The 25,935-nt window shown below is 70.8% G+C and carries 24 protein-coding genes; 17 read left to right on the forward strand and 7 right to left on the reverse strand.

All coding sequences use genetic code 11. The features are described 5' to 3' along the window. Nucleotides 1-18 precede the first annotated feature (18 nt). Nucleotides 19-1,062, reverse strand: coding sequence for a carbohydrate kinase (locus tag ACF088_RS26125; protein WP_392378247.1), 1,044 nt, complete (start codon nt 1,060-1,062; stop codon nt 19-21). Then, complete coding sequence (locus ACF088_RS26130; protein WP_392378248.1) at nt 1,059-2,105, reverse strand: LacI family DNA-binding transcriptional regulator; 1,047 nt, start codon at nt 2,103-2,105, stop codon at nt 1,059-1,061. The genes ACF088_RS26125 and ACF088_RS26130 overlap by 4 nt, the downstream gene beginning before the upstream one ends. A gap of 438 nt (nt 2,106-2,543) precedes the next feature. Here ACF088_RS26130 and ACF088_RS26135 point away from each other — a divergent pair, with 438 nt between their 5' ends. From ACF088_RS26135 to ACF088_RS26210, 16 genes are all read left to right on the forward strand, one after another. After that, nucleotides 2,544-2,783 (forward strand): hypothetical protein, encoded by a 240-nt coding sequence (locus ACF088_RS26135; protein WP_392378249.1) that lies wholly within the window; start codon nt 2,544-2,546, stop codon nt 2,781-2,783. A gap of 22 nt (nt 2,784-2,805) precedes the next feature. Next, complete coding sequence (locus tag ACF088_RS26140) at nt 2,806-3,219, forward strand: Rieske (2Fe-2S) protein (protein ID WP_392378250.1); 414 nt, start codon at nt 2,806-2,808, stop codon at nt 3,217-3,219. 580 nt (nt 3,220-3,799) lie between these two features. Further along, on the forward strand, nt 3,800-4,024 hold the full coding sequence (locus tag ACF088_RS26145; RefSeq protein ID WP_392378251.1) for a hypothetical protein: 225 nt from the start codon (nt 3,800-3,802) through the stop codon (nt 4,022-4,024). A gap of 4 nt (nt 4,025-4,028) precedes the next feature. Then, complete coding sequence (locus ACF088_RS26150; protein ID WP_392378252.1) at nt 4,029-4,790, forward strand: hypothetical protein; 762 nt, start codon at nt 4,029-4,031, stop codon at nt 4,788-4,790. 269 nt (nt 4,791-5,059) lie between these two features. Beyond that, complete coding sequence (gene uvrC / locus ACF088_RS26155) at nt 5,060-7,264, forward strand: excinuclease ABC subunit UvrC (protein WP_392378253.1); 2,205 nt, start codon at nt 5,060-5,062, stop codon at nt 7,262-7,264. Then, nucleotides 7,261-8,205 (forward strand): RNase adapter RapZ, encoded by a 945-nt coding sequence (rapZ, locus tag ACF088_RS26160; RefSeq protein WP_088797133.1) that lies wholly within the window; start codon nt 7,261-7,263, stop codon nt 8,203-8,205. Before uvrC ends, rapZ begins: the two co-directional genes overlap by 4 nt. Further along, nucleotides 8,202-9,263 (forward strand): uridine diphosphate-N-acetylglucosamine-binding protein YvcK, encoded by a 1,062-nt coding sequence (gene yvcK / locus ACF088_RS26165; RefSeq protein WP_392378254.1) that lies wholly within the window; start codon nt 8,202-8,204, stop codon nt 9,261-9,263. The genes rapZ and yvcK overlap by 4 nt, the downstream gene beginning before the upstream one ends. Continuing rightward, on the forward strand, nt 9,254-10,243 hold the full coding sequence (gene whiA, locus ACF088_RS26170; RefSeq protein ID WP_018091880.1) for a DNA-binding protein WhiA: 990 nt from the start codon (nt 9,254-9,256) through the stop codon (nt 10,241-10,243). The genes yvcK and whiA overlap by 10 nt, the downstream gene beginning before the upstream one ends. 258 nt (nt 10,244-10,501) lie before the next feature. Beyond that, a complete protein-coding gene (gap, locus tag ACF088_RS26175) occupies nt 10,502-11,506 on the forward strand; it encodes a type I glyceraldehyde-3-phosphate dehydrogenase (protein WP_336049419.1) in 1,005 nt (334 codons plus the stop codon). 116 nt (nt 11,507-11,622) lie between these two features. Further along, complete coding sequence (locus ACF088_RS26180) at nt 11,623-12,825, forward strand: phosphoglycerate kinase (RefSeq protein ID WP_392378255.1); 1,203 nt, start codon at nt 11,623-11,625, stop codon at nt 12,823-12,825. 38 nt (nt 12,826-12,863) lie between these two features. After that, nucleotides 12,864-13,619, forward strand: coding sequence for a triose-phosphate isomerase (gene tpiA, locus ACF088_RS26185; protein WP_392378366.1), 756 nt, complete (start codon nt 12,864-12,866; stop codon nt 13,617-13,619). Nucleotides 13,620-13,760: 141 nt separating this feature from the next. Next, a complete protein-coding gene (gene secG, locus ACF088_RS26190) occupies nt 13,761-13,997 on the forward strand; it encodes a preprotein translocase subunit SecG (RefSeq protein WP_392378256.1) in 237 nt (78 codons plus the stop codon). Nucleotides 13,998-14,152: 155 nt separating this feature from the next. After that, nucleotides 14,153-14,488 (forward strand): RNA polymerase-binding protein RbpA, encoded by a 336-nt coding sequence (locus ACF088_RS26195; RefSeq protein WP_006606296.1) that lies wholly within the window; start codon nt 14,153-14,155, stop codon nt 14,486-14,488. Between the two features lie 258 nt (nt 14,489-14,746). Continuing rightward, nucleotides 14,747-15,982: an MFS transporter gene (locus tag ACF088_RS26200; RefSeq protein ID WP_392378257.1), complete on the forward strand. Its 1,236-nt coding sequence runs from the start codon at nt 14,747-14,749 to the stop codon at nt 15,980-15,982. Nucleotides 15,983-16,039: 57 nt separating this feature from the next. Beyond that, nucleotides 16,040-17,692, forward strand: coding sequence for a glucose-6-phosphate isomerase (gene pgi / locus ACF088_RS26205; RefSeq protein WP_392378367.1), 1,653 nt, complete (start codon nt 16,040-16,042; stop codon nt 17,690-17,692). Further along, a complete protein-coding gene (locus ACF088_RS26210; protein WP_392378258.1) occupies nt 17,689-17,814 on the forward strand; it encodes a hypothetical protein in 126 nt (41 codons plus the stop codon). Before pgi ends, ACF088_RS26210 begins: the two co-directional genes overlap by 4 nt. A 72-nt stretch (nt 17,815-17,886) precedes the next feature. Here the strand turns inward: ACF088_RS26210 and pgl are convergent, their stop codons facing one another. Genes pgl through tkt form a run of 5 tightly spaced genes read right to left on the reverse strand, consistent with a single transcriptional unit; the run spans nt 17,887 to nt 24,482 of the window. Then, nucleotides 17,887-18,669 (reverse strand): 6-phosphogluconolactonase, encoded by a 783-nt coding sequence (pgl, locus tag ACF088_RS26215; protein ID WP_392378259.1) that lies wholly within the window; start codon nt 18,667-18,669, stop codon nt 17,887-17,889. Continuing rightward, the gene (gene opcA, locus ACF088_RS26220) at nt 18,666-19,691 is read right to left on the reverse strand and encodes a glucose-6-phosphate dehydrogenase assembly protein OpcA (protein WP_392378260.1); all 1,026 of its coding nucleotides are present in this window, start codon (nt 19,689-19,691) and stop codon (nt 18,666-18,668) included. Before opcA ends, pgl begins: the two co-directional genes overlap by 4 nt. Beyond that, on the reverse strand, nt 19,688-21,220 hold the full coding sequence (gene zwf / locus ACF088_RS26225) for a glucose-6-phosphate dehydrogenase (protein WP_392378261.1): 1,533 nt from the start codon (nt 21,218-21,220) through the stop codon (nt 19,688-19,690). The genes opcA and zwf overlap by 4 nt, the downstream gene beginning before the upstream one ends. 6 nt (nt 21,221-21,226) lie before the next feature. Beyond that, nucleotides 21,227-22,345 (reverse strand): transaldolase, encoded by a 1,119-nt coding sequence (tal, locus tag ACF088_RS26230; RefSeq protein WP_392378262.1) that lies wholly within the window; start codon nt 22,343-22,345, stop codon nt 21,227-21,229. A 34-nt stretch (nt 22,346-22,379) separates the two neighbouring features. Beyond that, nucleotides 22,380-24,482: a transketolase gene (tkt, locus tag ACF088_RS26235; protein WP_392378263.1), complete on the reverse strand. Its 2,103-nt coding sequence runs from the start codon at nt 24,480-24,482 to the stop codon at nt 22,380-22,382. 451 nt (nt 24,483-24,933) lie between these two features. On the opposite strand from tkt, the gene ACF088_RS26240 reads away from it, so the two are divergent. Beyond that, nucleotides 24,934-25,923, forward strand: coding sequence for a heme o synthase (locus tag ACF088_RS26240; RefSeq protein WP_392378368.1), 990 nt, complete (start codon nt 24,934-24,936; stop codon nt 25,921-25,923). Nucleotides 25,924-25,935 lie beyond the last annotated feature (12 nt).

The following is a 25,935-nucleotide window of genomic DNA, read 5'->3' on the forward strand; positions in this document are numbered from 1 at the left end:
CTACGCTGCCTACGCCGCCTACGCCGCCAACTCCGTGGCGAACGGCGGTTCCGCTCCCGCGCGGGAGCAGGTGACGGCGGCTGCACGGGCGGCGAAGCGCAGGATGTCGTGCCAGCCGTCGTCACCGAGAGCGGCGACGGCGGCGTACGAGAGGGCGTCATGGGCGTCCAGGCGGTGCAGGAGCGCGGCGTTGACCGTGTCGCCGGCCCCGATGGTGTCGACGACGGTGACCCGCTCGCCGGGGACCGTCAGCTCAGCGACGCCGCGCCTCAGTACCGTCAGACCGTCGCCCCCACGGGTGAGGACGATCGCCGCGGGTCCCGCCGCCAGCCATTCCCTCGCCGCCGCGGCGACCGCCTCCCACGCACCGCCCGGCGCCGCGCCGGCTCCGGCACACGCCCCGTCCCCGGCGCTGGCCCCGTCCCCGGCACCGGCCAGCCACAGGGCGTCCTCCTCCGACAGCTTCAGCAGGGCGAGGTCGGGAAGCCAGGAGAGGAAGCGGGCCCGGTAGGCGTCCGGGTCAGGGATCAGACCGGGCCGGATGTTGGGGTCGAGCGCCGTGAAGACACCCCGCCGGGCCTCGCGGCGCAGCAGGGACTCGTACGCACTCGCGCCCGGTTCCAGGACGAGCGAGCAGGTGCCCAGGGAGAGCGCACGGACCCCGGCGGGCAGCGCGGGCGGCAGGGTGAAGAGCCGGTCGGCGGTGCCGTCCGCATAGAAGCCGTAGCCCGCCGACCCGTCCGGGCTGATGTCCGCCACGGCGAGGGTGGTCGGCTCGTTGCCGCGCTGCACCAAGGAGGTGTCGACACCGCCGCTGAGCAGCCCCTGGAGCAGCGCCTCGCCGAAGCTGTCGGTCGAGATCCGGGAGCAGAACGCCGCCGGCGAGCCCAGCCGCCCCAACGCGACCGCGGTGTTGTACGGGCCGCCGCCGCGCCGCGGCAGCAGCGCCGGCAACCGGACGTCCGGGGTGGGGGTGGTCCCTCCCGTGCCTTCCATGGAGGGGGGAGTGTCCTGCGGGCTGGGGACGAGGTCGATCAGCGCCTCGCCGGCGACAACGATCACGGGAGGGGGTTCCTTTCCTGAGCGGCCGGGGGCGTGGCCGGGACGGTTTCGGCGCAGCCGCACGACGTACGGTGCACAAAGGTGCAGGGGAGGCGGACGGTGCGCGGGGCCCGGTCCGGCTCCGCCAGGCGCTCCAGCAGCAGCCGCACCGCCGCCGCCCCGATGTCCTTGCTGGGCTGGGCGATCGCGGTCAGCCGGGGCGTGAACAGATCGGCCCACGAGAAGTCGTCGAAGCAGGCCAGCGCGATATCGCGGGGCACGTCCAGGCCGAGCTCGCGCAGGGCCCGGAGGGTGCCGATGGTCATCGCGTTGTTGGCGGTGATGATCGCGGTGGGCGGTTCCGGGGCGGCCAGCAGCCGGCGGGTGGCGTCCTGGGCACCCGCCGCCTCGGAGTTGCCGCCGGCGAGGAGTTCCGGCGCGAACGGCAGGCCGTGGGCGCGCAGGCCCTCGCGGTAGCCCTGGACCCGCTCGGTGGTCGTGCTCAGCCCGGGGAGACCGGCCACCAGGCCGATCCGGGTGTGCCCCAACTCGGCGAGATGCTTGACCAGTTGACGCACCGGTCCGGTGTTCTCGGCGCACACCTGGTCATGGCCGCCGCCGACCAGCCGGTCCAGGAAGACGGTGGGCACCTCGCGGCGGGCCAGATACTCCACCATCTCGGCGGGCTCCGCGGACGGCGCCACGATCATGCCGTCCACGCGTCGCTCGTGCAGCAGTTGGACGACCTTGCGCTCGTGCCGCGGGTCGTCGTGCGGATCGGTGATCAGCAGGCTGTAGCCGGCCTCCAGGGCGCCGGCCTCGACACCCTGGAGGATCTCGGTGAAGTACGGGTTGCTGATCGCCGAGACCGCCAGTCCGATCGAGCGGGTGCGGGAGGTGACCAGGGAGCGGGCCAGGGTGTTGTGGGTGTAGCCGAGCTCGTCGATGGCGCCGAGCACCGCGGCACGGGTGTCGGGCCGCACCGGACGGGTGTCGTTCAGTACATGCGAGACCGTGGCGACGGAGACCCCCGCGCGCCGTGCCACGTCCGTCATCGTCGTCATCCGGCTCTTCCTCCCCGAGTGTGCGGCACCCCGTCGGCGCCGCGGCCTCCCATGGCCTCGTCCCGCGAGGTCCACCACATTACGAGCAGTCCATCGAAAACGTAAACGCTTGCGTAAGCGTTTACGCCCAGCTGCCTTCCCGGCGTCGCCATCCCGCACGACGTAGCTGTCTTCCCGGCGTCGCCATCCCGCACGACGTCGTGAGGAGGCGCCGATGCGCGCTCTCGTGGTCACCGCACCGGGCAAGGGGGGCAGCACCGCTGTCACCGAGCTGCCCGCCCCCGCCCCCCGCCCCCGGAGCCCGATGAGGTGGTCGTGCGCGTCACGTCCTGTGGGCTGTGCGGCACCGATATGGCATCTCCTCGGCGGTGAGCTGCCCGCCGCGGTCCATCCGCTGGTTCGGTTCCGGGGCACGAGCCGACCGGCGAGGTCGTGGCGGTGGGCGCGGCGGTGACCGGCCGGGCGGTCGGTGGTCGGGTCGCCGTCGCCCCCCCCGGGAGCAACTTCCTGTTCTTCGCCGGTACGACCCTGTCGGCATTCCCTTTCGCACAGCCGCTGCTGCCGGAGACCAAGGGCCGCAGCCCGGAGGAGGCCGAGCAGGACCTGCTGCGGGGACGCCCGGCCCGGCCGGAAGCGGAACGATCTGTGCCGGTATCGTCGGGAGCCGCCCGCCACTGATGCCATGACCTCTGGAGCAGCCATGAGCCAGCCCCCCGCCCGACGGACCGTGCTGCGGGGGGCCGCGCTCGCCGGTGCCGCCGGCTTCGGCCTGGCGGCCTGCTCGCCAGGGGACTCGGGCGCGAACGCCCCGGCACGGCCCGCCGAGCCGGTCGATCTCGGAGCCGCCGCCGAGGTGCCGGTCGGCGGCGCCAAGCTCTACCACGAGGACCGGCTCGTCGTCTCGCAGCCCGCCAAGGGCACCTACAAGTGCTTCAGCGCCAAGTGCACCCACGCCGGCTGCATCCTGGCCGAGGTCGAGAAGAAGGAGGGCAGCTGCCCCTGCCACGGCAGCCGCTTCGACGTCACCACCGGCAAGGTCATCCAGGGGCCGGCGTCCGAGCCGCTGCCCGAGGTCCCGGTCAAGGCCGAGGGCGGCAAGCTGATCGCGGGCTGAGGCACCGGCCCGCCGGCGCCGCCCGGGGCTCATCCCCGGTCCCAGACGATGCCAGGGCCTCCCCCCGGTCCCCGGAGATGCCCGGTATCCCGGGGCGTACCCCCCTGCTCCACGAGGTGCACGGCGCGGTGCTGCCCGCTGAGCGTCAGTCCCTGTCGGCCGCTCGGCCTGGGGGCGGGCGCCGCCTCCGGCGCCCGCCCCCAGGCGGCGGGCGCCGCCTCCGGCACCGGCAGCCGGTGCAGCGATTACGCCGGCAGGTCGGGCACTTCCTCCAGGGTGCGCACCGCCCGCAGCGACGCGGGGCGCTGCGGCCGCCGCGCCTCCTGCTGCCGGTAACTCAGGCTGGCCACCCCGATGGTGACGCCGCGCCGGGCGGGCTCGTGCTGGAGGCGGGTGAGGGCGGGCCCCGTTCGGTGAGCGCGGAGCGCAGCGCGAGGCGGGGCGAGGCGGGGCGGTGCGGTGCGGGGCGGTGCGGTGCGTCCGCACCCTCAGTTCGGGCGGCACACCACGACCCGTTGGATGGGCATCAACTCCGGTCAACTCCGGTTCCTGTACGACCGGTTGGCTCCGCTACGACAGTGTGCGGAACGAGAGCGACGCCGGCCGGACCGTCGAGATCCGGATCCAGTGGCCCTCCGGCAGTGGCCACATGCATGTGATCTACGGATATGACACGGATCGCCACTGGGTGTACTGGGATGATCCATTGTCGACCAACAATCGCTACAACTGGGGCGATTTCGGCTACTACGTGAACGGCAGCACCTTCTCCTGGACACACTCCCGGTACCGGATAGGAGCCTGAGGCCATGACGAAGCGCACCGCCGTCCGCACCGCCCTTCGCGCCGTCGCCACCGGCACGTCCATCACCGCCCTCCTCGGCCTCACCCCGCACCTCGCCCTGGCCGCACCCGTCCCCGGGCCCCCGGGCCCGGCCCCGGCGAGCGTCGCCGCCGCGCACGCGGCGGCCACCGCCCCCGCAACACTGGACCCCCTCGCCCGGTTCTTCGCGGCCGAACGCAAGCGCAGCGGCGCGCACGCCGTGGCCCCCGGCAACCCGCACGCCGTGGCGCCCGGTATCCCGCACGCCGTGGCGCCCGGTATCCCGCACGCCGTGGCGCCCGGTATCCCGCACGCCGTGGCGCCCGGTATCCCGCACGCCGCACGGCACATCGAGGGCGGCACGGTCTTCCACGAGCCGCAGATCGATGCCTGGTACGTGCAGCACGGCGACCGGGTCGAGCCACTGGACGCGGACGCCCGCAGGGTCGTCGGTGCGCACGGGACCACCGTCGCCGCCTACCGGAAACGGGTGGCGCGGGCCTACGGGGACAAGCTGCCCGGCCCCGCGCACGACCAGCGCGGCGAGGACGGCGGCTACGGGCAGGCGGCAGCGGCAGCGGCCTCCGCCGGGGGTCGGGAGCGCCGCGCCCCGCGGCCCGTCTCGGCGGGCGCGTTCGCGGGCGACAGCCTGCCGGTGACCGCCGCCACGAGCCTGGCGGGCGCCGCCGCCCTGCTCGCGCTGGGGCTGTCCGCCTCGGCGGCGCTGCGCAGGCGGCGCAGCGCCTGACCGGTCCGCCTGCCCGTCACATGCCGTCGGTGTGACGGGCAGGCCGCCGCGCGTCCGGCCGTTCCCCGGCCGCCGCCCCCGCGCGGCGCCTGCTGAGCCGCCGCCACGTAGCCGACCGGGGCCGCCGACCGGGGCCGCCGGGCTGGGACGTGGACGGCCTGGGACTGCGATGGCCCGGGGAATGGTGATGGCCGGGGAACGGTGACGGCCGGGGAATGGGGACGGCCGGGGAACGGTGATTGTCGGTCCCGGTCAGTAGGGTGGTGTGCATGGCAGACCCCAGCAGCTATCGACCCAAGCCGGGACAGATCCCCGACTCGCCGGGGGTCTATAAGTTCCGCGACGAACACGGCCGGGTCATCTACGTCGGCAAGGCCAAGAGCCTGCGCCAGCGCCTGGCCAACTACTTCCAGGACCTGGCCGGCCTCCATCCGCGTACGCGCACGATGGTCACCACCGCGGCCTCCGTGGAGTGGACCGTCGTCTCCACCGAGGTCGAGGCGCTCCAGCTCGAATACAGCTGGATCAAGGAGTTCGACCCGCGCTTCAACGTCAAGTACCGCGACGACAAGAGCTATCCGTACCTCGCGGTGACCCTCAACGAGGAGTTCCCGCGCGCCCAGGTCATGCGCGGTGCCAAGAAGAAGGGCGTGCGCTACTTCGGTCCGTACGGCCACGCCTGGGCCATCCGCGAGACCGTCGACCTGATGCTGCGGGTCTTCCCGGTGCGGACGTGCTCCGCCGGTGTCTTCAAGCGCTCCGCCCAGATCGGCCGCCCCTGTCTGCTCGGCTACATCGGCAAGTGCTCGGCACCCTGCGTAGGGCGGGTCTCCGCCGACGAACACCGCGAACTCGCCGAGGAGTTCTGCGACTTCATGGCCGGCCGGACCGGCGCCTACCTCCGCCGCCTGGAGCGGCAGATGCAGGAGGCCGCCGAGGAGATGGAGTACGAACGCGCCGCCCGGCTGCGGGACGACATAGGGGCGCTCAAGCGGGCCATGGAGAAGAGCGCCGTGGTGCTCGCCGACGCCACCGACGCCGATCTGATCGCCCTCGCCGAGGACGAACTCGAAGCGGCCGTCCAGATCTTCCACGTCCGCGGCGGCCGGGTGCGCGGCCAGCGAGGCTGGGTGACGGACAAGGTCGAGGCCGTCACCACCAGCGGTCTCGTCGAGCACGCCCTCCAACAGTTGTACGGCGAGGAGCGGGGCGACGCCGTGCCCAAGGAGGTCCTGGTCCCGGCGCTCCCCGAGCCCGTCGAGCCGGTCGCGCAGTGGCTCTCCCAGCGTCGCGGCTCCCAGGTCTCGCTGCGCATCCCGCAGCGCGGCGACAAGAAGGATCTGATGGCCACGGTCGGCCGCAACGCCCAGCAGGCCCTGGCCCTGCACAAGACCAAGCGCGCCTCCGACCTCACCACCCGCTCCCGCGCCCTGGAGGAGATCGCCGAGGCCCTCGGCCTGGATGCGGTGCCGCTGCGCATCGAGTGCTTCGACATCTCCCACCTCCAGGGCGATGACGTGGTCGCCTCGATGGTGGTGTTCGAGGACGGTCTCGCCCGGAAGAGCGAATACCGCCGCTTCCAGATCAAGACCTTCCAGGGCCAGGACGATGTCCGGTCCATGCACGAGGTCATCGGCCGCCGCTTCAAGCGCTATCTCCAGGAGAAGCAGAAGTCCGGTGAGTGGACCGAGGAGCCGTCCGCCGACGCCCGGGTGGACGACAACGGCATCACCGCCGGCACCGGAGCCACCGCCGGCACCGGGGCCACGGACCGCACCGGCGTCACGGACGGCACCGGCATCACGGATCACATCGGCATCACACCCGGCACCGGCACCGGCACCGGCACCGGCACGGTCACGGCGCACGACGACGAGCTGGAGCCGGACCCCATGGCCGGCCGCCCGACCGACGAGGACGGCCGCCCCAAGCGCTTTGCCTACCCGCCCCAGCTCGTGGTCGTCGACGGTGGGGCCCCGCAGGTCGCGGCCGCCCGCCGGGCCCTGGACGAACTCGGCATCGACGATGTCGCCGTGTGCGGTCTGGCCAAGCGCCTCGAAGAGGTCTGGCTGCCCGAGGACGACGACCCGGTCGTGCTCCCGCGCAGCAGCGAGGGCCTCTACCTCCTCCAGCGCGTCCGCGACGAAGCGCACCGCTTCGCCATCAGCTATCAGCGCAGCAAGCGCACCAAGCGGCTGAAGTCCTCGCCGCTCGACGCCGTCGCCGGCCTCGGCGACACCCGCCGCCAGGCACTGCTCAAGCACTTCGGCTCGGTGAAAAAGCTGCGGGCCGCGACCGTCGACGAGATCTGCGAGGTCCCGGGCGTCGGACGCAAGACCGCGGAGACGGTCGCCGCGGCGCTGGCGGGGGCGGCACCGTCCGCCCCTGCGGTGAACACCGCCACAGGAGAGATCATGGAGGATGACGAGGCCCCACCGGTCGCGTTGTCGGCAGAACGGGGGCAGGAACGATGAGTACACCGCACGAAGCGCAGGAAACCGAGAGAGACGGTGCACAAGTGAGCACGGGCACGACCGACCAGGGCGAGAGCGCCGCGATCCCCGAGTTGGTGATCATCTCCGGGATGTCCGGCGCCGGCCGCAGTACGGCCGCGAAGTGTCTGGAGGACCTCGGCTGGTTCGTCGTCGACAACATCCCGCCCGAGCTGATCGCGCCGATGGTCGAGCTGGGCGCCCGCTCGCAGGGCAATGTCGCCCGGATCGCGGTCGTCGTCGACGTCCGCGGCCGTCGCTTCTTCGCCAACCTCAAGGAGTCGCTGGCCACCCTCGACGCGCAGAACGTCAAGCGCCGCATCGTCTTCCTGGAGTCCTCCGACGAGGCCCTGGTGCGCCGCTTCGAGTCGGTGCGCCGCCCGCACCCCCTCCAGGGCGACGGCCGGATCGTCGACGGCATCGTCGCCGAGCGCGATCTGCTGCGCGAGCTGCGCGGCGACGCCGACCTGGTCATCGACACCTCCAGCCTCAACGTCCACGAACTGCGCGCCAAGATGGACGCCCAGTTCGCCGGCGAAGAGGTCCCCGAGCTGCGCGCCACGGTCATGTCCTTCGGCTTCAAGTACGGCCTTCCGGTCGATGCCGACATGGTCATCGACTGCCGCTTCATCCCCAACCCGCACTGGGTCCCCGAGCTGCGCCCCTTCACCGGTCTCAACGACGAGGTCTCCAGCTACGTCTTCAGCCAGCCGGGTTCCAAGGAGTTCCTGGACGGCTACGCCGAGCTGCTGCGGATCGTGGCCGAGGGCTACCGCCGTGAGGGCAAGCGCTATGTGACCATCGCCGTGGGCTGCACGGGCGGTAAGCACCGCAGTGTCGCGATGTCCGAGAAGCTGGCCCGCCGGCTGGTCTCCGAAGGGGTGGAAACCGTCGTCGTCCACCGGGACATGGGGCGCGAGTGACCGGGCGGGCGCCACGGCTGCGCAAGGTCCGGCGGTTTGTCCCCAGCGGCCGTATGACGAAGGGGGCCACCCCCAAAGTGGTGGCACTGGGCGGGGGCATGGGCCTGTCCGCCTCGTTGGCCGCGCTGCGCCGTATCACCGGTGACCTGACCGCTGTCGTCACGGTTGCCGACGACGGTGGCTCCAGCGGGCGCCTCCGTGACGAGCTGGGTGTCCTGCCGCCCGGCGACCTGCGCAAGGCGCTGGCCGCGCTGTGCGGCGACGACGACTGGGGCCAGACCTGGTCCCGGGTGATCCAGCACCGCTTCACGAGCGAGGGCGAGCTGCACGACCACGCGGTCGGGAATCTGCTGATCGTCGCACTGTGGGAGCAGCTCGGCGACCATGTCCAGGCGCTCGACCTGGTCGGCAGACTGCTCGGCGCGCACGGCCGGGTACTGCCCATGTCGGCGGTGCCCCTGGAGCTCCAGGCCCAGGTCAAGGGCCATGAGGAGAGCCGGCCGGACGCGATCACCACGGTCCGCGGCCAGGCCACCGTCGCGCTCACCCGCGGCGAGGTGCAGTCCGTCCATGTGGTCCCCGAGGACCCGCCGGCCGTCCCCGAGGCGGTCGCCGCCGTACGTGACGCCGATTGGGTGGTGCTCGGACCGGGCTCCTGGTTCTCCTCCGTGATCCCGCATCTGCTGGTGCCGGAGCTGCGCGAGGCGCTGGAGGAGACCAAGGCCCGAAAAGTCCTTTCGCTCAACCTTGCGCCCCAACCGGGCGAAACCGATGGCTTCTCCCCGCAGCGTCATTTGGAGGTTTTGGCCCGACACGCCCCTAAACTCGCCTTCGACGTGGTGCTGGCCGACAAGGCCGCCGTGCCCGACATCGAAGGTCTGACGGTTGCCGCCAAGCAGCTGGTCGGCAGCGAGGTCGAGCTGGCGGCGGTCGCCGCACAAGGAGACGACGCCCGGTCGAGCGCCGGGGGAGCCCCCGACCGGCACGACCCGGAGCTGCTGGCAGCCGCGTACGACCGTATTTTTCGGATGCATGGAAGGATCGGCCCATGGCGATGACGGCAGCGGTGAAGGATGAAATCTCCCGGCTCCCCGTCACCCGGACCTGCTGCCGGAAGTCGGAGGTCTCGTCGATCCTGCGGTTCGCGGGCGGTCTGCACCTGGTCAGCGGGCGCATCGTGATCGAGGCGGAGCTGGACACGGGCATCGCTGCCCGGCGGCTGCGCAAGGACATCCTGGAGATCTTCGGGCACAGCTCCGACCTGGTGGTGATGGCCCCCGGCGGCCTGCGGCGCGGCAGCCGCTATGTCGTACGGGTCGTGGCCGGCGGCGATCAGCTGGCCCGCCAGACCGGCCTGGTGGACGGCCGCGGCCGCCCCATCCGCGGGCTGCCGCCGCAGGTGGTCTCCGGCGCGACCTGCGATGCCGAGGCGGCCTGGCGCGGGGCCTTCCTGGCCCACGGCTCGCTGACCGAGCCCGGCCGCTCCTCGTCCCTGGAGGTCACCTGCCCCGGGCCCGAGGCGGCGCTCGCCCTGGTCGGCGCCGCCCGCCGGCTCGGCATCGGCGCCAAGGCCCGTGAGGTACGCGGCGTGGACCGCGTCGTCGTCCGTGACGGTGATGCGATCGGCGCGCTGCTGACGCGGCTCGGCGCTCATGAGTCGGTGCTGGCGTGGGAGGAGCGGCGGATGCGCCGCGAGGTCCGGGCCACCGCCAACCGCCTCGCCAACTTCGACGACGCCAACCTCCGCCGCTCGGCGCGCGCCGCGGTCGCCGCGGGCGCCCGGGTCCAGCGGGCCCTGGAGATCCTGGGCGAGGAGGTCCCCGAGCACCTCGCGGCGGCCGGCCGGCTGCGCATGGAGCACAAGCAGGCCTCCCTGGAGGAGCTGGGTGCCCTCGCCGACCCGCCGCTGACCAAGGACGCCGTCGCCGGCCGGATCCGCCGACTGCTGGCCATGGCCGACAAGCGCGCCCAGGACCTGGGCATCCCCGGCACCGAGTCCAACCTCACCGAGGAACTCGCCGAGGGCATGGTGGGCTGAACCGGAGCCCGGTCCTTCCGTCCGTATGCGCCCCCGGCGCCCGCACTGGGCACCGGGGGCGCCGCTCTGCGCAGATGTGCTGACGGGGGCGCGTACGAGCGCACGTCAGAGGGGCTGAAGGGCGCTCACTTGAGCATCTTTGGGCGTCGATGTCAATGTCACGTACGTCTCTTGCAAGGGGTAGGGTCGGAGGCGGTCGGGGACATCCCATACAGCTCGCCGGTAACTGCGCCGGCGTACCAACGAGGAGATCGGTTCGTGACGATCCGCGTAGGCATCAACGGATTCGGCCGCATTGGTCGCAACTACTTCCGCGCGCTCCTGGAGCAGGGTGCGGACATCGAGATCGTCGGTGTCAACGACCTGACCGACAACGCCACCCTGGTTCACCTGCTGAAGTACGACACCATCCTGGGTCGTCTCAAGCAGCCCGTCAGCCACACCGACGACAGCATCACGGTCGGCAACCAGACCTTCAAGACGATGGCCGAGCGCGACCCGGCCAACCTCCCGTGGGCCGAGCTCGGCGCCGACATCGTCATCGAGTCGACCGGCATCTTCACCAAGAAGGCCGACGCCGAGAAGCACCTCGCGGCCGGCGCCAAGAAGGTCCTGATCTCCGCGCCCGCCAAGGACGAGGACATCACGATCGTGATGGGCGTCAACCAGGACAAGTACGACGCCGCCCAGCACCACGTCATCTCCAACGCCTCCTGCACCACCAACTGTGTGGCGCCGATGGCGAAGGTTCTCGACGAGAACTTCGGCATCGTCAAGGGCATGATGACGACGGTCCACGCGTACACCAACGACCAGCGCATCCTGGACTTCCCGCACAGCGACCTGCGCCGCGCCCGCGCCGCCGCGGAGAACATCATCCCGACCTCGACGGGTGCCGCCAAGGCCACCGCCCTGGTCCTCCCGCAGCTCAAGGGCAAGTTGGACGGCATCGCCATGCGCGTGCCCGTCCCCACCGGCTCGGTCACCGACCTGGTCCTGGAGCTCGACCGCGAGGTCACCAAGGACGAGATCAACACCGCCTTCCAGAAGGCCGCCGAGGGTCAGCTCAAGGGCATCCTGGAGTACACCGAGGACCCGATCGTCTCCTCGGACATCGTGAACTTCCCGGCCTCCTGCACCTTCGACTCCCAGCTCACCATGTCGCAGGGCAAGCAGGTCAAGGTCGTCGGCTGGTACGACAACGAGTGGGGCTACTCCAACCGCCTGGTGGACCTGACCACCTTCGTCGGCGGCCAGCTCTGATCTCTGGGTGACACCCGAGACACCGAGATGTGGGGGACGGGGCTCGTACGACGCGATGAGGCGTCGTACGGGCCCCGTTCCGCGACCGACCGACCCATGTGATGGAGTCACTCCTCATGAAGACGATCGACGACCTCCAGGTAGCGGGTAAGCGGGTCTTTGTCCGCGCCGACCTGAACGTGCCGCTGGACGGCACCACCATCACCGACGACGGCCGGATCCGCGCCGTTGCCCCGACGATCGCCAAGCTCGTCGAGCGCGGCGCCAAGGTGATCGTCGCCTCCCACCTGGGCCGTCCCAAGGGCGCCCCGGACCCGGCCTTCTCGCTGGGCCCCGCCGCCGAGCGGCTGGGGGAGATCCTCGGGCAGGCCGTGGCGTTCGCGACCGACACGGTCGGTGAGTCCGCCGCGTCCGTGACCGCTTCGCTGGCCGACGGCCAGGTGGCCGTTCTGGAGAACCTTCGCTTCAACGCGGGCGAGACCAGCAAGGACGACGCCGAGCGCGCCGCCTTCGCCGACCGTCTCGCCGCCCTCGCGGACCTGTACGTCGGCGACGGCTTCGGTGCCGTGCACCGCAAGCACGCCTCCGTCTACGACCTGCCCCAGCGGCTTCCGCACGCCGCCGGCGATCTGATCGCCACCGAGGTGCGCGTCCTGAAGAAGCTCACCGAGGACGTCAAGCGCCCCTACGCCGTCGTGCTCGGCGGCGCCAAGGTCTCCGACAAGCTCGCCGTCATCGACCAGCTGATCGAGAAGGCCGACCGCATCCTGGTCGGTGGCGGGATGGCGTACACCTTCCTCAAGGCCAAGGGCCACGAGGTCGGCATCTCGCTGCTCCAGGAGGACCAGGTTCCGGCCTGCCTGGAGTACCTGGCCCGGGCCGAGAAGCGCGGTGTGGAGTTCGTCCTGCCCGTCGACATCCTGGTGTCGACCGAGTTCCCGGACCTGAAGACCAAGGCCCCGGCCCACCCCGAGACCGTCGCCGCGGACGCCATCCCGGCCGACCAGGAGGGCCTGGACATCGGCCCGAAGACCCGCGAGCTCTACGCCGCGAAGCTCGCCGACGCGGGCACCGTCTTCTGGAACGGCCCGATGGGCGTCTTCGAGCACCCCGACTACGCGGGCGGCACCGAGGCCGTCGCGAAGGGGCTGCTGGACTCGGACGCCTTCACCGTCGTCGGTGGCGGTGACTCGGCCGCCGCCGTGCGACTGCTGGGCTTCGACGAGAATGCATTCGGCCATATTTCGACCGGCGGTGGCGCCAGCCTCGAATACCTCGAAGGCAAGACGCTGCCCGGCCTCGCCGCTCTGGAGGACTGAACAACGTGACTGCTCTTAACGAGGGCCGTACCCCGCTGATGGCGGGCAACTGGAAGATGAACCTCAATCACCTCGAGGCCATCGCCCATGTCCAGAAGCTCGCCTTCGCCCTTGCCGACAAGGACTTCGACGCCGTAGAGGTCGCGGTCCTGCCGCCCTTCACCGACCTGCGGTCGGTGCAGACGCTGGTCGACGGCGACAAGCTCAAGATCAAGTACGGCGCCCAGGACATCTCCGCGCACGACTCCGGTGCCTACACCGGTGAGATCTCCGGCCCGATGCTGGCCAAGCTCAAGTGCGCGTTTGTGGCCGTCGGCCACAGCGAGCGCCGCCAGTACCACGGCGAGAACGAAGAGATCTGCAACGCCAAGGTCAAGGCCGCCTTCAAGCACGGCATCACCCCGATCCTGTGCGTCGGCGAGGGGCTGGAGGTGCGCAAGGCCGGCAACCAGGTCGCGCACACCCTCGCCCAGGTCGACGGCGGCCTCAAGGACGTCCCGGCCGAGCAGGCCGAGACCGTCGTGATCGCCTACGAGCCGGTGTGGGCCATCGGCACCGGCGAGGTCGCCACCCCCGAGGACGCGCAGGAGGTCTGCGGCGCCATCCGCGGCCGCCTCGCCGAGCTCTACAGCCAGGAGCTGGCCGACAAGGTCCGCATCCAGTACGGCGGCTCGGTCAAGTCCGGGAACGTCGCCGCGATCATGGCGCAGCCCGACGTCGACGGCGCGCTGATCGGCGGCGCGGCGCTGGATGCGGACGAGTTTGTGAAGATCGTCCGCTTCCGCGACCAGTAGCAGCTATGACGAGGGGGAGCCCTCGTCGTACCCTGTCGGGGCCGGGACCGGTGCAGCGGCACCGCCCCCGGCCCCGCACCATTTGTTGCAGATATCGTGATCCATACGTCCGTCCGTCAGTCCTAGAGAGTTGGTCCAGCCGTGGTCATCGGGTTCTCGATCGCCCTCATCGTCTTCAGCCTGCTGCTGATGATGCTGGTGCTCATGCACAAGGGAAAGGGCGGCGGCCTGTCCGACATGTTCGGTGGCGGCATGCAGTCCTCGGTCGGTGGCTCCTCGGTCGCCGAGCGCAACCTCGACCGCATCACCATTGTGATCGCTCTGTTGTGGTTCGCCTGCATCGTCGTGCTCGGCGTCCTGATGAAGCTCGGCAACTGACAATGCGTCGGAGGCGCGGCCTATCATGAGGGTGGCGTCCTCGGACGGGTAACTCCAGCCACTGGACGCGCGTTGGGCCTTACGTAGACTGGGGCGTTCCGCAGCCCAGCTGCTGCGAGAGGCTGTGCAGCACCATGACGCAGGGAGTTACAACCGTGGCAAGTGGCAACGCGATCCGAGGAAGTCGGGTCGGGGCGGGGCCGATGGGGGAGGCCGAGCGCGGCGAGTCCGCGCCGCGCACCCGCATCTCCTTCTGGTGCTCCAACGGGCACGAGACGCAGCCCAGCTTCGCCGGCGATGCGCAGGTTCCGGACACCTGGGACTGCCCGCGCTGTGGTTTCCCGGCAGGCAAGGACCGGGACAGCCCGCCGGACCCGCCGCGCACCGAGCCCTACAAGACCCACCTCGCCTACGTCCGGGAGCGCCGCAGCGACGCCGACGGTGAGGCGATCCTCGCGGAGGCGCTTGCCAAGCTCCGCGGCGAAATCTGACGGACCAGCCAGCTCATCTCGGTCGGCCCGGCCGGAGGGGACACCATCCCTCCGGCCGGGCCGACCGCGTTGGTACACGCATCTGAGGCAGCGGATGGGGAAGGTGCCCGAGGATCGCTGTCAGTGGTCGCCCGTACTGTTTTCGTAGGCGCACGAGGCGGACGGGGGCCGGGCGGGATGGCACGCAGAAAAGCAGGCGCGGAGGCGGGTACGGGGACGGAGTGGGGTACGGAGAGGGGACGTGCGGCTGGAGCCGGCGTGCTCGTCCCGGGCGGTGGCTTCGGCCGGTTATGTGGTGCCGCCGCCGTCTCCCGCTTCGGTGACGCCCTGCGCGGCACGGCGCTGCCGCTGCTCGCCTATACCCTGACCGGTTCCCCGCTGTTGATCTCACTCGTCACCGCCTGCGGCTTCGTTCCCTGGCTGCTCTTCGGGCTGCTGGGCGGCGCGGTTGCGGACCGGGTGGACCAGCGCCGGGCGATGTGGGCGGTCGATGTGCTGCGCGGGCTGCTGATGGCCGGCTTCGCCCTGGCCGTGGCGCTCGACCGGGTGAGCATCGGGCTGCTGCTCGCCCTGTCCTTCGCGCTCACCACCCTCCAGACACTCTTCGACAACGCCGCCACGGCCCTGCTGCCCGTGGTGGTGCCCCAGGAGAAGCTGGGCCTCGCCAACGCGCGCCTGATGACCTGTCAGGAGGTGGCCGGGCGGTTCATCGGCGGGCCGCTCGCTCCGGCGCTCATCGCGCTCGGCGCCGCGCTCCCGTTCCTGGCCGACGCGGCCACCTACCTCGTCGCGGCCGCCCTCGTCGCCTCCTTGCGCACCGGCCCGCCGGCCGGGCGGCCGGCCACCGCAGGGCGCACTGTCCGGCGCGAAATCGGCGAGGGGATACGGCAGTTGTGGCGCGACCGGGTGCTGCGTGCGTTCTGTGTGTCGGTGGCGCTGGGCAATATCGGCATCGGCGCGCTGATCGCGACCCTGGTGGTGGTCGTCAAGGGCTGGCTGGGTGCCGGGGACTTCGGCTATGCCGTCGTGACCACCGGCTACGGCATCGGGATGGTCCTGGGCGGGCTCCTCGCGGACCGGACGATCGCCGCGCTCGGCGGCACCGGCCGCACCCTGCTGCTTGCCGGAGTGCTCCAGGCGGTGACCCTGGTGGGCTTCGGGACGCTGCGCTCGGTCTGGCTCGCGGCGCTGCTCCTGGGTCTGTTCGGCTTCGCCGGCATGGTGTGGAACGTCCTGGAGACCACGGCCGTGCAGCGGCGCAGCCCGGCCGGGATGCTCGGCAGGATCAGCTCCGCCTTCCGTACGGTCTCCGTCGCCGGGACACCGCTCGGCGCGCTGTGCGGCGGTGCGGCCGCCACGGCCTTCGGGCCCAACGCCCCCGCGCTGCTGGCCGCCGCGCTGCTGGCCCTGGGAGCCGTCGCGTTGACACCCGTTCTTCAGCCCCCCGACGGCGCCTCGTCCGACAGCGGACAGATACCTCCTACCGCGCCCTGATCAATTAGGTTGGGAGACGGCGGGGCCGGTACGAGAAGAAGAAGGCTGATGTCCGAGATGAACGCAGAAGGCCGCAGCAGGCTCGATCAGTTGCCTGAGTGGACCGCGCTGAGCAAGCACCGGGAGCAGCTGGCGCAGGTGCATCTGCGCGAGCTGTTCGAGCGGGATCCGGGGCGCGCCGAGCGCTACACCCTCCAGGTCGGCGATCTGCACCTGGACTACTCCAAGCATCTGGTCACCGACGAGACGCTGGAGCTGCTGCGCGACCTGGCCGCGGCGCGGGGGGTGGCCGAGCTGCGGGACGCGATGTTCCGCGGGGAGAAGATCAACATCACTGAGCGGCGCTCCGTGCTGCACGTCGCGCTGCGCGCCCCCGCCTCCGAGGCCATCAAGAGCGACGGCGAGAACGTCGTCCCCGGGGTGCACCACGTCCTGACGAGGATGGGCACCTTCGCCGACCGGATCCGCTCCGGCGACTGGAAGGGCCACACCGGCAAGCGCATCAAGACCGTCGTCAACATCGGTATCGGCGGCTCGGACCTGGGCCCGGCGATGGCGTACGAGGCGCTGCGCGCCTTCACCCACCGGGACATGCAGTTCCGCTTCGTCTCCAATGTGGACGGCGCCGATCTGCACGAGGCGGTCCGCGATCTGGACCCGGCCGAGACGCTGTTCATCGTCGCCTCGAAGACCTTCACCACCATCGAGACCATCACCAACGCCACCTCGGCCCGCGACTGGCTGCTGACCGGTCTCGGTGCCGGGGGAGAGGCCGTCGCCAAGCACTTCGTGGCGGTGTCGACCAACGCCGAGAAGGTGGCGGAGTTCGGTATCGACACGGACAACATGTTCGAGTTCTGGGACTGGGTCGGCGGCCGCTACTCCTACGACTCCGCCATCGGTCTGTCGCTGATGGTCGCGATCGGCCCGGAGCGCTTCCGCGAGATGCTGGCCGGCTTCCACCTCGTCGACGAGCACTTCCGCACCGCCCCGCCGGAGGAGAACGCCCCGCTGCTGCTGGGTCTGCTCGGCATCTGGTACGGCAACTTCTGGGACGCCCAGTCGCATGCCGTGCTGCCCTACAGCCACTACCTCTCCAAGTTCACCGCCTATCTGCAGCAGCTGGACATGGAGTCCAACGGCAAGTCCGTGGACCGCGAGGGCCATCGGGTCGGCTGGCAGACCGGCCCCGTCGTCTGGGGCACGCCCGGCACGAACGGCCAGCACGCCTACTACCAGCTGCTCCATCAGGGCACGAAGATGATCCCGGCCGACTTCATCGGCTTCGCCCGGCCGGTCGACGACCTGCAGCCTGGTCTGGTCGCCCAGCACGACCTGCTGATGGCCAACCTCTTCGCCCAGGGCCAGGCGCTGGCCTTCGGCAAGACGCCCGAGGAGGTGCGTGCCGAGGGCGTGGCCGAGGAACTGGTGCCGCACAAGACCTTCCCGGGCAACCGCCCCACCACCACCATCCTGGCCGGCGAACTCAGCCCGTCCGTGCTGGGCCAGCTGGTCGCGCTCTACGAGCAGAAGGTGTTCGTCCAGGGCGCGGTCTGGAACATCGACTCCTTCGACCAGTGGGGCGTGGAGCTGGGCAAGGTCCTGGCCAAGCGCGTCGAACCGGCCCTGACGGACGGCGCGGAGGTGCCGGGTCTCGACGCCTCCACGGCCGGATTGGTCACCAAGTACCGGGAGCTGCGCGGGCGTTGATCACCGGGATCACCGGGATCACCGGGATCACCGGGATCACCGGGATCACCGGGGTCGCCGGGATCGCCGAAATAGCCGGGATCACCGAAATGGCCGTGGTCGCCGGCGGCGCGGCCCGGTGACCACGGCGATGCCGAAGGCCCCGCACCCTTTTCAGGGCGCGGGGCCTTCGGCATCGGCTCCTGCTGCGGCGCTCAGGCCGACGCCGGCGGGTAGAGGCTGCGCGGCAGTTGGGCCGCCGCCGCCCCGTCCAGCAGCCACAGGGTCCGGCTACGGCCCCGTGCGCCGGCCGCCGGAGCCTGGACCTCCCCGGCGCCGGAGAGGGCGATGGCTGCGGCGTTGGCCTTGTCCTCACCTGCCGCCAGCAGCCAGACCTCCCGCGCCGCGCGGATCGCGGGCAGGGTCAGCGAGGTGCGGGTGGGCGGCGGCTTCGGCGCGCCGTGCACCCCCACCACCGTCCGCTCCTGCTCGTAGACGGCAGGCAGCTCGGGGAAGAGCGAGGCCACATGGGTGTCCGGGCCGACGCCCAGCAGCAGGACGTCGAAGGAGGGCACCGGCCCGTGGTCCTCGGGGCCTGCCGCGGCGGCGAGTTCGGCCGCATACGCCTCGGCGGCGGCGTCGGCGTCCTTGCCGTACGGGCCGTCCGACGGGGGCATGGGGTGCACCCGGGCCGGGTCCAGCGGGACGCTGTCCAACAGCACCCCTCGGGCCTGGGTGTAGTTGCGCTCCGGATCGCCGTCCGGCAGGAACCGCTCGTCGCCCCACCACAGGTCGAGCCGGGACCAGTCCACGGCGTCGCGGGCGGGCGCCTCGGCGAGGGCCGCGAGCAGCCCGTTGCCGTTGCGCCCGCCGGTCAGGACCACGGAGGCGGACCCCCGGGCGGCCTGGGCATCCACGATCTTCGTGATCAGCCGGGCCGCCGCGGCCTTGGCCATCAGCTCCTTGTCGCGGTGGACGACGACCTGCGGAGCGCTCACTTGGCGGCTGCCTTCTTGGCTGCCTTCTTCGCCGCGGGCTTGGCCGGTGCGTCCTTGCCGGCCTCCGGCTCCCCGGCCTCCGGCTGCCCGCCGGTGCCGTCACCGATCCGGTCCACGCCGTACTTCAGGGCGCCGGCGTAGATCTCGTCCGGGTCGAGCCGGCGCAGCTCCTCGGCGAGCAGCTCGGCGGTGTCCCGCCGCTTGAGCGCCACCGCACGGTCGGGCTGGCCGTGTATCGAGAGCGTGGCCAGCGAACCGTCCGGGCGGTCCAGCACGATCGCACCGGTGCTGGACTCCATCCGTGCGGCCGTCAGCCCCGGGCCGTCGGACACCTTGCGGGTGACCGGGACCTTGAGCCTGTCGGCCAGCCACATCGCGAGCAGCTCGCAGCTGGGGTTGAACTCCTCGCCGGTGACCTCGGCCGAGCTGACCGTGCACGGGGCCTGGTCGAGCGCCGCCGCCAGCATCGAGCGCCAGGGCGTGATGCGGGCCCAGGCCAGATCGGTGTCACCCGGGGTGTAGGTGTCCGCGCGCGCCGACAGCTCCGCGATGGGCTGCTCGGCGGCGTAGGCATCGGTGACCCGGCGCTGGGCCAGCGCGCCGAGCGGGTCCTTGGCCGGGTCCAGCGGGGCGTTCACCGCCCACCAGACCACGACCGGTGCGTCCGGCAGCAGCAGCGGGAGCACCACCGACTGGGCGTGGTCGATCACATCGCCGTAGAGCCGGAGTATGACCGTCTCGCCGGTGCCGGCGTCCGTGCCGAGCCGCACCTCGGCGTCGAGGCGGGCCTTGGCGCGGTCGCGCGGCGACCGGCTGACCCGCTTGATGACGACCAGGGTGCGCGAGGGGTGCTCACGGGACGCGTCGTTGGCCGCCTTCAGCGCGTCGTAGGCGTTCTCCTCGTCGGTGACGATGACGAGGGTGAGCACCATGCCTATGGCCGGGGTGCCGATGGCGCGGCGTCCCTCGACGAGCGCCTTGTTGATCTTGCTGGACGTGGTTTCTGTCAAATCGATCTTCATGGCCGACGCCAGCTCCGTCCGTCTCGTGCGAGCATTTCGTCCGCCTCGGCGGGGCCCCAGCTGCCTGCCGGGTACTGCGCGGGCCTGCCGTGCTTCTCCCAGTACGCCTCGATCGGGTCGAGGATCCGCCAGGACTGCTCCACCTCCTCCACACGCGGGAAGAGGTTGGCGTCGCCGAGCAGTACATCGAGGATCAGCCGCTCGTAGGCCTCGGGGCTGGACTCCGTGAAGGACTCGCCGTAGGCGAAGTCCATCGACACGTCCCGTACCTCCATCGAGGTGCCCGGGACCTTGGAGCCGAACCTGACGGTCACGCCCTCGTCCGGCTGCACCCGGATGACCAGGGCGTTCTGCCCCAGCTCCTCGGTGGCGGTGCGGTCGAAGGGGGAGTGCGGGGCACGCTGGAAGACCACCGCGATCTCGGTGACGCGCCGGCCGAGGCGCTTGCCGGTGCGCAGGTAGAAGGGGACGCCCGCCCAGCGGCGGTTGTCGATCGACAGCTTGATCGCGGCATAGGTGTCGGTCTTCGACTTGGGGTCGATGCCGTCTTCCTGGAGGTAGCCGACGGCCTTCTCGCCGCCCTGCCAGCCCTCCGCGTACTGCGCGCGGACCGTCTCCTTGCCGGGGTCCTTGGGCAGCCGGACCGCGCCCAGCACCTTGGTCTTCTCCGCGACCAGTGCATCCGCCTCGAAGGAGGCGGGCTCCTCCATGGTGGTCAGCGCGAGCAGCTGGAGGAGGTGGTTCTGGATGACGTCCCGGGCGGCGCCGATGCCGTCGTAGTAGCCGGCCCGGCCGCCGATGCCGATGTCCTCGGCCATCGTGATCTGGACGTGGTCGACATAGCCGCGGTTCCACAACGGCTCGAACATCGTGTTGGCGAACCGCAGCGCCAGGATGTTCTGGACCGTCTCCTTGCCCAGGTAGTGGTCGATCCGGAAGACCTCGTGGGGCGGGAAGACCTCGTGGACGATCCGGTTGAGCTCCTTGGCGCTCTCCAGGTCGTGCCCGAAGGGCTTCTCGATGACCGCGCGCCGCCAGGAGCCCTCCTTCTGGTCGGCCAGCCCGTGCTTCTTCAGCTGCTGGACGACCTTGGGGAAGAACTTCGGCGGCACGGACAGGTAGAAGGCGAAGTTGCCGCCGGTGCCCTGGGCCTTGTCGAGCTCGTTTATCGTCTCCTTCAGCGTCTCGAAGGCCTCGTCGTCGTCGAAGTCGCCCTGGACGAAGCGGCAGCCCTGGACCAGCTGTTGCCAGACCTCCTCGCGGAACGGCGTACGCGAGTGCTCCTTGACCGCCGTGTACACCTCCTGCGCGAAGTCCTCGTGCTCCCACTCCCGGCGGGCGAACCCGACGAGCGAGAAACCCGGCGGCAGCAGACCGCGGTTGGCGAGGTCGTAGATGGCAGGCATCAGCTTTTTGCGGGACAAATCGCCCGTGACGCCAAAGATCACCAGGCCCGACGGCCCCGCGATACGCGGGAGCCGTCGGTCCAGGGCGTCACGAAGCGGGTTGGCTCCGTGTGCATCAGACAAGGGAGATCAGCCCTCCGAGGGAGCGAGGCGCTTGAGCTCCGCCTCCGTGGACTTGAGCAGGTCGTTCCAGGACGCCTCGAACTTCTCCACGCCCTCGTCCTCCAGGACCTGTACGACCTCGTCGTACGAGATCCCGAGCTTCTCGGTCGCGTCCAGGTCGGCCTTGGCGGCGTCGTAGGTGGCGCGCACGGTGTCACCGGTGATCCGGCCGTGGTCGGCGGTGGCCTCCAGGGTGGCCTCCGGCATGGTGTTGACCGTGCCCGGGGCGACCAGCTCGTCCACGTACAGCGTGTCCTTGAAGGCCGGGTCCTTGACACCGGTCGAGGCCCACAGTGGACGCTGCTTGTTGGCGCCGGCCTTGTCGAGGGCGGCCCAGCGCTCCGAGGAGAAGACCTCCTCGTACGCCTGGTAGGCCAGTCGGGCGTTGGCCAGTGCGGCCTTGCCCTTGAGGGCCTTGGCCTCGTCCGTGCCCAGCTTCTCCAGGCGCTTGTCGATCTCGGTGTCCACCCGGGAGACGAAGAACGACGCGACCGAACGGATCAGGGACAGGTCCAGGCCCGCGGCCTTGGCCTTCTCCAGGCCCGCCAGGTAGGCGTCCATGACCTCACGGTAGCGCTCCAGCGAGAAGATCAGCGTGACATTGACGCTGATGCCCAGGCCGATGACCTCGGTGATCGCCGGGAGGCCCGCCTTGGTGGCCGGGATCTTGATGAGCGTGTTCGGGCGGTCGACCAGCCAGGCCAGCTGCTTGGCCTCGGCGATGGTCGGGGTGGTGTGGTGCGCCAGGCGCGGGTCCACCTCGATGGAGACCCGGCCGTCCTGGCCGCCGGTGGCGTCGAAGACCGGGCGCAGGATGTCGGCGGCGTCGCGGACGTCCGCCGTCGTGATCATGCGGATGGCTTCCTCGACGGTGACCTTACGGGCGGCGAGGTCGGCGAGCTGCTGCTCGTAGCCGTCGCCCGAGGAGATCGCCTTCTGGAAGATCGACGGGTTCGTCGTGACACCGACGACGTGCTGCTGGTCGATCAGTTCGGCGAGGTTGCCGGACGTGATGCGCTTGCGCGACAGGTCGTCCAGCCAGATCGCGACGCCTTCGTCGGAGAGGCGCTTGAGTGCGTCTGTCATGGGTTCTGCATCTCCTACTTGTCGTGTACGGGCGTCAGCGCGCGGCGGCTTCGAGAGATTCGCGGGCGGCGGAGGCGACCGCGTCGGCGGTGAAGCCGAACTCGCGGAACAGGGTCTTGGCATCGGCCGAGGCACCGAAGTGCTCCAGGGACACGATGCGCCCGGCGTCACCGACGAAGCGGTGCCAGGTCAGACCGATGCCGGCTTCGACGGCGACCCGGGCCCTGACGGACGGCGGGAGCACGCTGTCGCGGTAGGCCTGGTCCTGCTGGTCGAACCACTCGACCGACGGCATCGACACCACGCGGGTGGCCACGCCCTCGGCCTGCAGCTGCTCGCGCGCCTCGACGGCGAGCTGCAGCTCGGAGCCGGTACCGATCAGCACGACCTGCGGCGTGGCGGCCTCGCCGTCGGCGCCTTCGGCCTCGAACCGGATGTAACCGCCCTTGGCGGTGTTCTCGTCGGCCGGGTACGTCGGCACGCCCTGACGCGTCAGCGCGAGGCCGTGCGGGGCCCCCACGCCGTACTCCTTCGTCCAGCGCTTGAGGATCTCGCGCCAGGCGATGGCGGTCTCGTTGGCGTCGGCCGGGCGGACGACGTTCAGGTTCGGGATGGCACGCAGCGAGGCCAGGTGCTCGACCGGCTGGTGGGTCGGGCCGTCCTCGCCCAGGCCGATGGAGTCGTGCGTCCACACGTACGTCACCGGCAGGTGCATCAGCGCGGACAGCCGGACGGCGTTGCGCATGTAGTCGGAGAACACCAGGAAGGTGCCGCCGTAGACCCGGGTGTTGCCGTGCAGCGTGATGCCGTTCATCTCCGCGGCCATGGAGTGCTCACGGATACCGAAGTGGATCGTGCGGCCGTACGGGTTGGCGCCCGGCAGCGGGTTGCCCTCGGGCAGGAACGACGAGGTCTTGTCGATCGTGGTGTTGTTCGAGCCCGCCAGGTCGGCGGAGCCGCCCCACAGCTCGGGGATGACCGCACCGAGCGCGTGCAGCACCTTGCCGGACGCGGCGCGGGTGGCCACGGCCTTGCCGGTCTCGAACGACGGGAGGTGGTCCTCCCAGCCCTCGGGCAGCTCGCCCGCGGCGACCCGGTCGAACTCCGCGGCGTGCTCGGGGTTCGTGGTGCGCCAGTCGGCGAACCGCTTGTCCCACTCCTTTTCGAGGTCACGGCCGCGGTCGAGCGCGGCGCGGGTGTGCGCGAGCACCTCCTCGGGGACCTCGAAGGACTGCTCCGGGTCGAAGCCGAGGACCCGCTTGGTGGCCGCGACCTCCTCCTCGCCCAGCGCCGAGCCGTGCGCGGCCTCGGTGTTCTGGGCGTGGGGGGCCGGCCAGGCGATGATCGAGCGCATCGCGATGAACGACGGGCGCCCGGTCTCGGCCTTGGCCGCCTCGATGGCGTGGTACAGCGCCTCGGGGTCCAGGTCGCCGTTCGCCTTCGGGGCCACCCGCTGTACGTGCCAGCCGTAGGCCTCGTAGCGCTTGCAGGTGTCCTCCGAGACCGCGGTCTCGGTGTCGCCCTCGATCGAGATGTGGTTGTCGTCCCACAGCATGATGAGGTTGCCGAGCTTCTGGTGGCCCGCGAGCGAGGAGGCCTCGGCGGAGATGCCCTCCTGCAGGCAACCGTCGCCGGCGATGGCGTAGATGTGGTGGTCGAAGGGCGAGCTGCCCTCGGGCGCCTCCGGGTCGAACAGGCCGCGCTCGTAGCGGGCGGCCATCGCCATGCCCACCGCGTTGGCGACACCCTGGCCCAGCGGGCCGGTGGTGGTCTCCACGCCGGTGGTGTGGCCGTACTCGGGGTGGCCCGGGGTCTTCGAGCCCCAGGTGCGGAACGCCTTCAGGTCGTCCAGCTCCAGGCCGTAACCGGCGAGGTAGAGCTGGATGTAGAGGGTCAGGCTGGAGTGGCCCGCGGAGAGGACGAACCGGTCGCGTCCGGTCCAGTTCGCGTCCGCCGGGTCGTGCCGCATCAGCTTCTGGAAGAGAAGGTAGGCGGCCGGAGCCAGGCTCATGGCCGTACCCGGATGGCCGTTACCGACCTTCTGCACGGAATCCATGGCCAGGACACGGACGGTATCCACTGCCCGCTGATCCAGTTCGGTCCACTCGAGATCTGTGGTGGTCGGCTTGGTGCTCACCCTGAGTCAGGGCTCCTCTCCACATGTCGAATGCCGCGGACGGTATGTCCGCCAGGCGGTGTCGAGCCTACCCCCGCAAGGGCGTGCGTCTTTTCGACGCTCAGTCGGTGTTTTCGGCGCTCAGTCGGTGCGCGGGTGCCATGGCGGCTCGTCGCTTCGGGCAACCACATCGGACTCGGGGCATTCCCGGCCCCGAGGTGACGGCCCTACGACCAGACTGCCGGGCGGCGGTCGCGTTCGCCTCCCGAACGCCGGGCGGCCGCCGGGGAATAGATGCCGTCTCCACCCCGGGGTCCGACGCCCAACACGACCCCACCCCCGCGAAGATCGCCTTATGGCCAACGTCTAAAGTGGCGTGGTACGCGCAAGCCCTTCACCGGGTATTCACGGCCGGAGCGGCTTGCATGCCTTATCTCTTCTGCGGCAGAGGCCGCTGATGTTACTTCCAGGGGTGTGCGTGACGGCCGTCGAATCCCGTCCTGCGGGTGGGGGCACCACCCACGCCATTAAGGCTGTGGGGGAGTTTTCCCAGGTCCCCGGGAGCCCCGGTGACCGGCCGTTCGGGGCCCGCGTCAAGGCGTTCGTGGCGCTGACCAAGCCGCGGGTCATCGAGCTGCTCCTGATGACCACGGTGCCGGTGATGTTCCTGGCGGCCAAGGGCGTGCCGGATCTGGTGCTGGTGCTGGTGACCTGCATCGGCGGCTATCTCTCGGCCGGCGGCGCCGCCGCGTTCAACATGTACCTCGACCGTGACATCGACGCGCTGATGGACCGTACGTCCCAGCGGCCCCTGGTCACCGGCATGGTGAGCCCCCGCGAATGCCTGGTCTTCGCGACCGTGCTCGCGGTGGGCTCCACGGCCCTGTTCTGGTTCCTCGTCAACCCGCTGTCGGCGATGCTGTCGCTCGGTGCGCTGCTTTTCTATGTCGTCGTCTACACGATGATCCTCAAGCGGCGTACGTCCCAGAACATCGTCTGGGGCGGCATCGCGGGCTGTATGCCGGTCTTCATCGGCTGGTCGGCGGTGACGAATTCCGTTTCCTGGGCCTCGTTCATCCTCTTCCTCGTCATCTTCTTCTGGACGCCGCCGCATTACTGGCCGCTGTCGATGAAGGTCAAGGACGACTACGAGCGCGTCGGTGTGCCGATGCTGCCGGCCGTCGCGGGCAACAAGGTCGTCGCGCGCCAGATCGTCGCCTACAGCTGGGTGATGGTGGCCGTCTCGCTGCTGCTGCAGCCGCTGGGCTACACGGGCTGGTTCTACACCGTCGTCGCGGTCGCCTGCGGCGCCTTCTGGCTCAAGGAGGCGCACGGTCTGCAGTCCCGCGCCAAGGCCGGGGTCACGGGCGCCAAGCTCAAGGAGATGCGGCTGTTCCACTGGTCCATCACCTATGTGTCGCTGCTGTTCGTCGCCGTCGCCGTGGATCCCTTCCTTCGCTGATTACCGATGGGT

The organism is Streptomyces sp. NPDC015125 (assembly GCF_043080045.1).
Classification (GTDB): Bacteria; Actinomycetota; Actinomycetes; order Streptomycetales; family Streptomycetaceae; genus Streptomyces.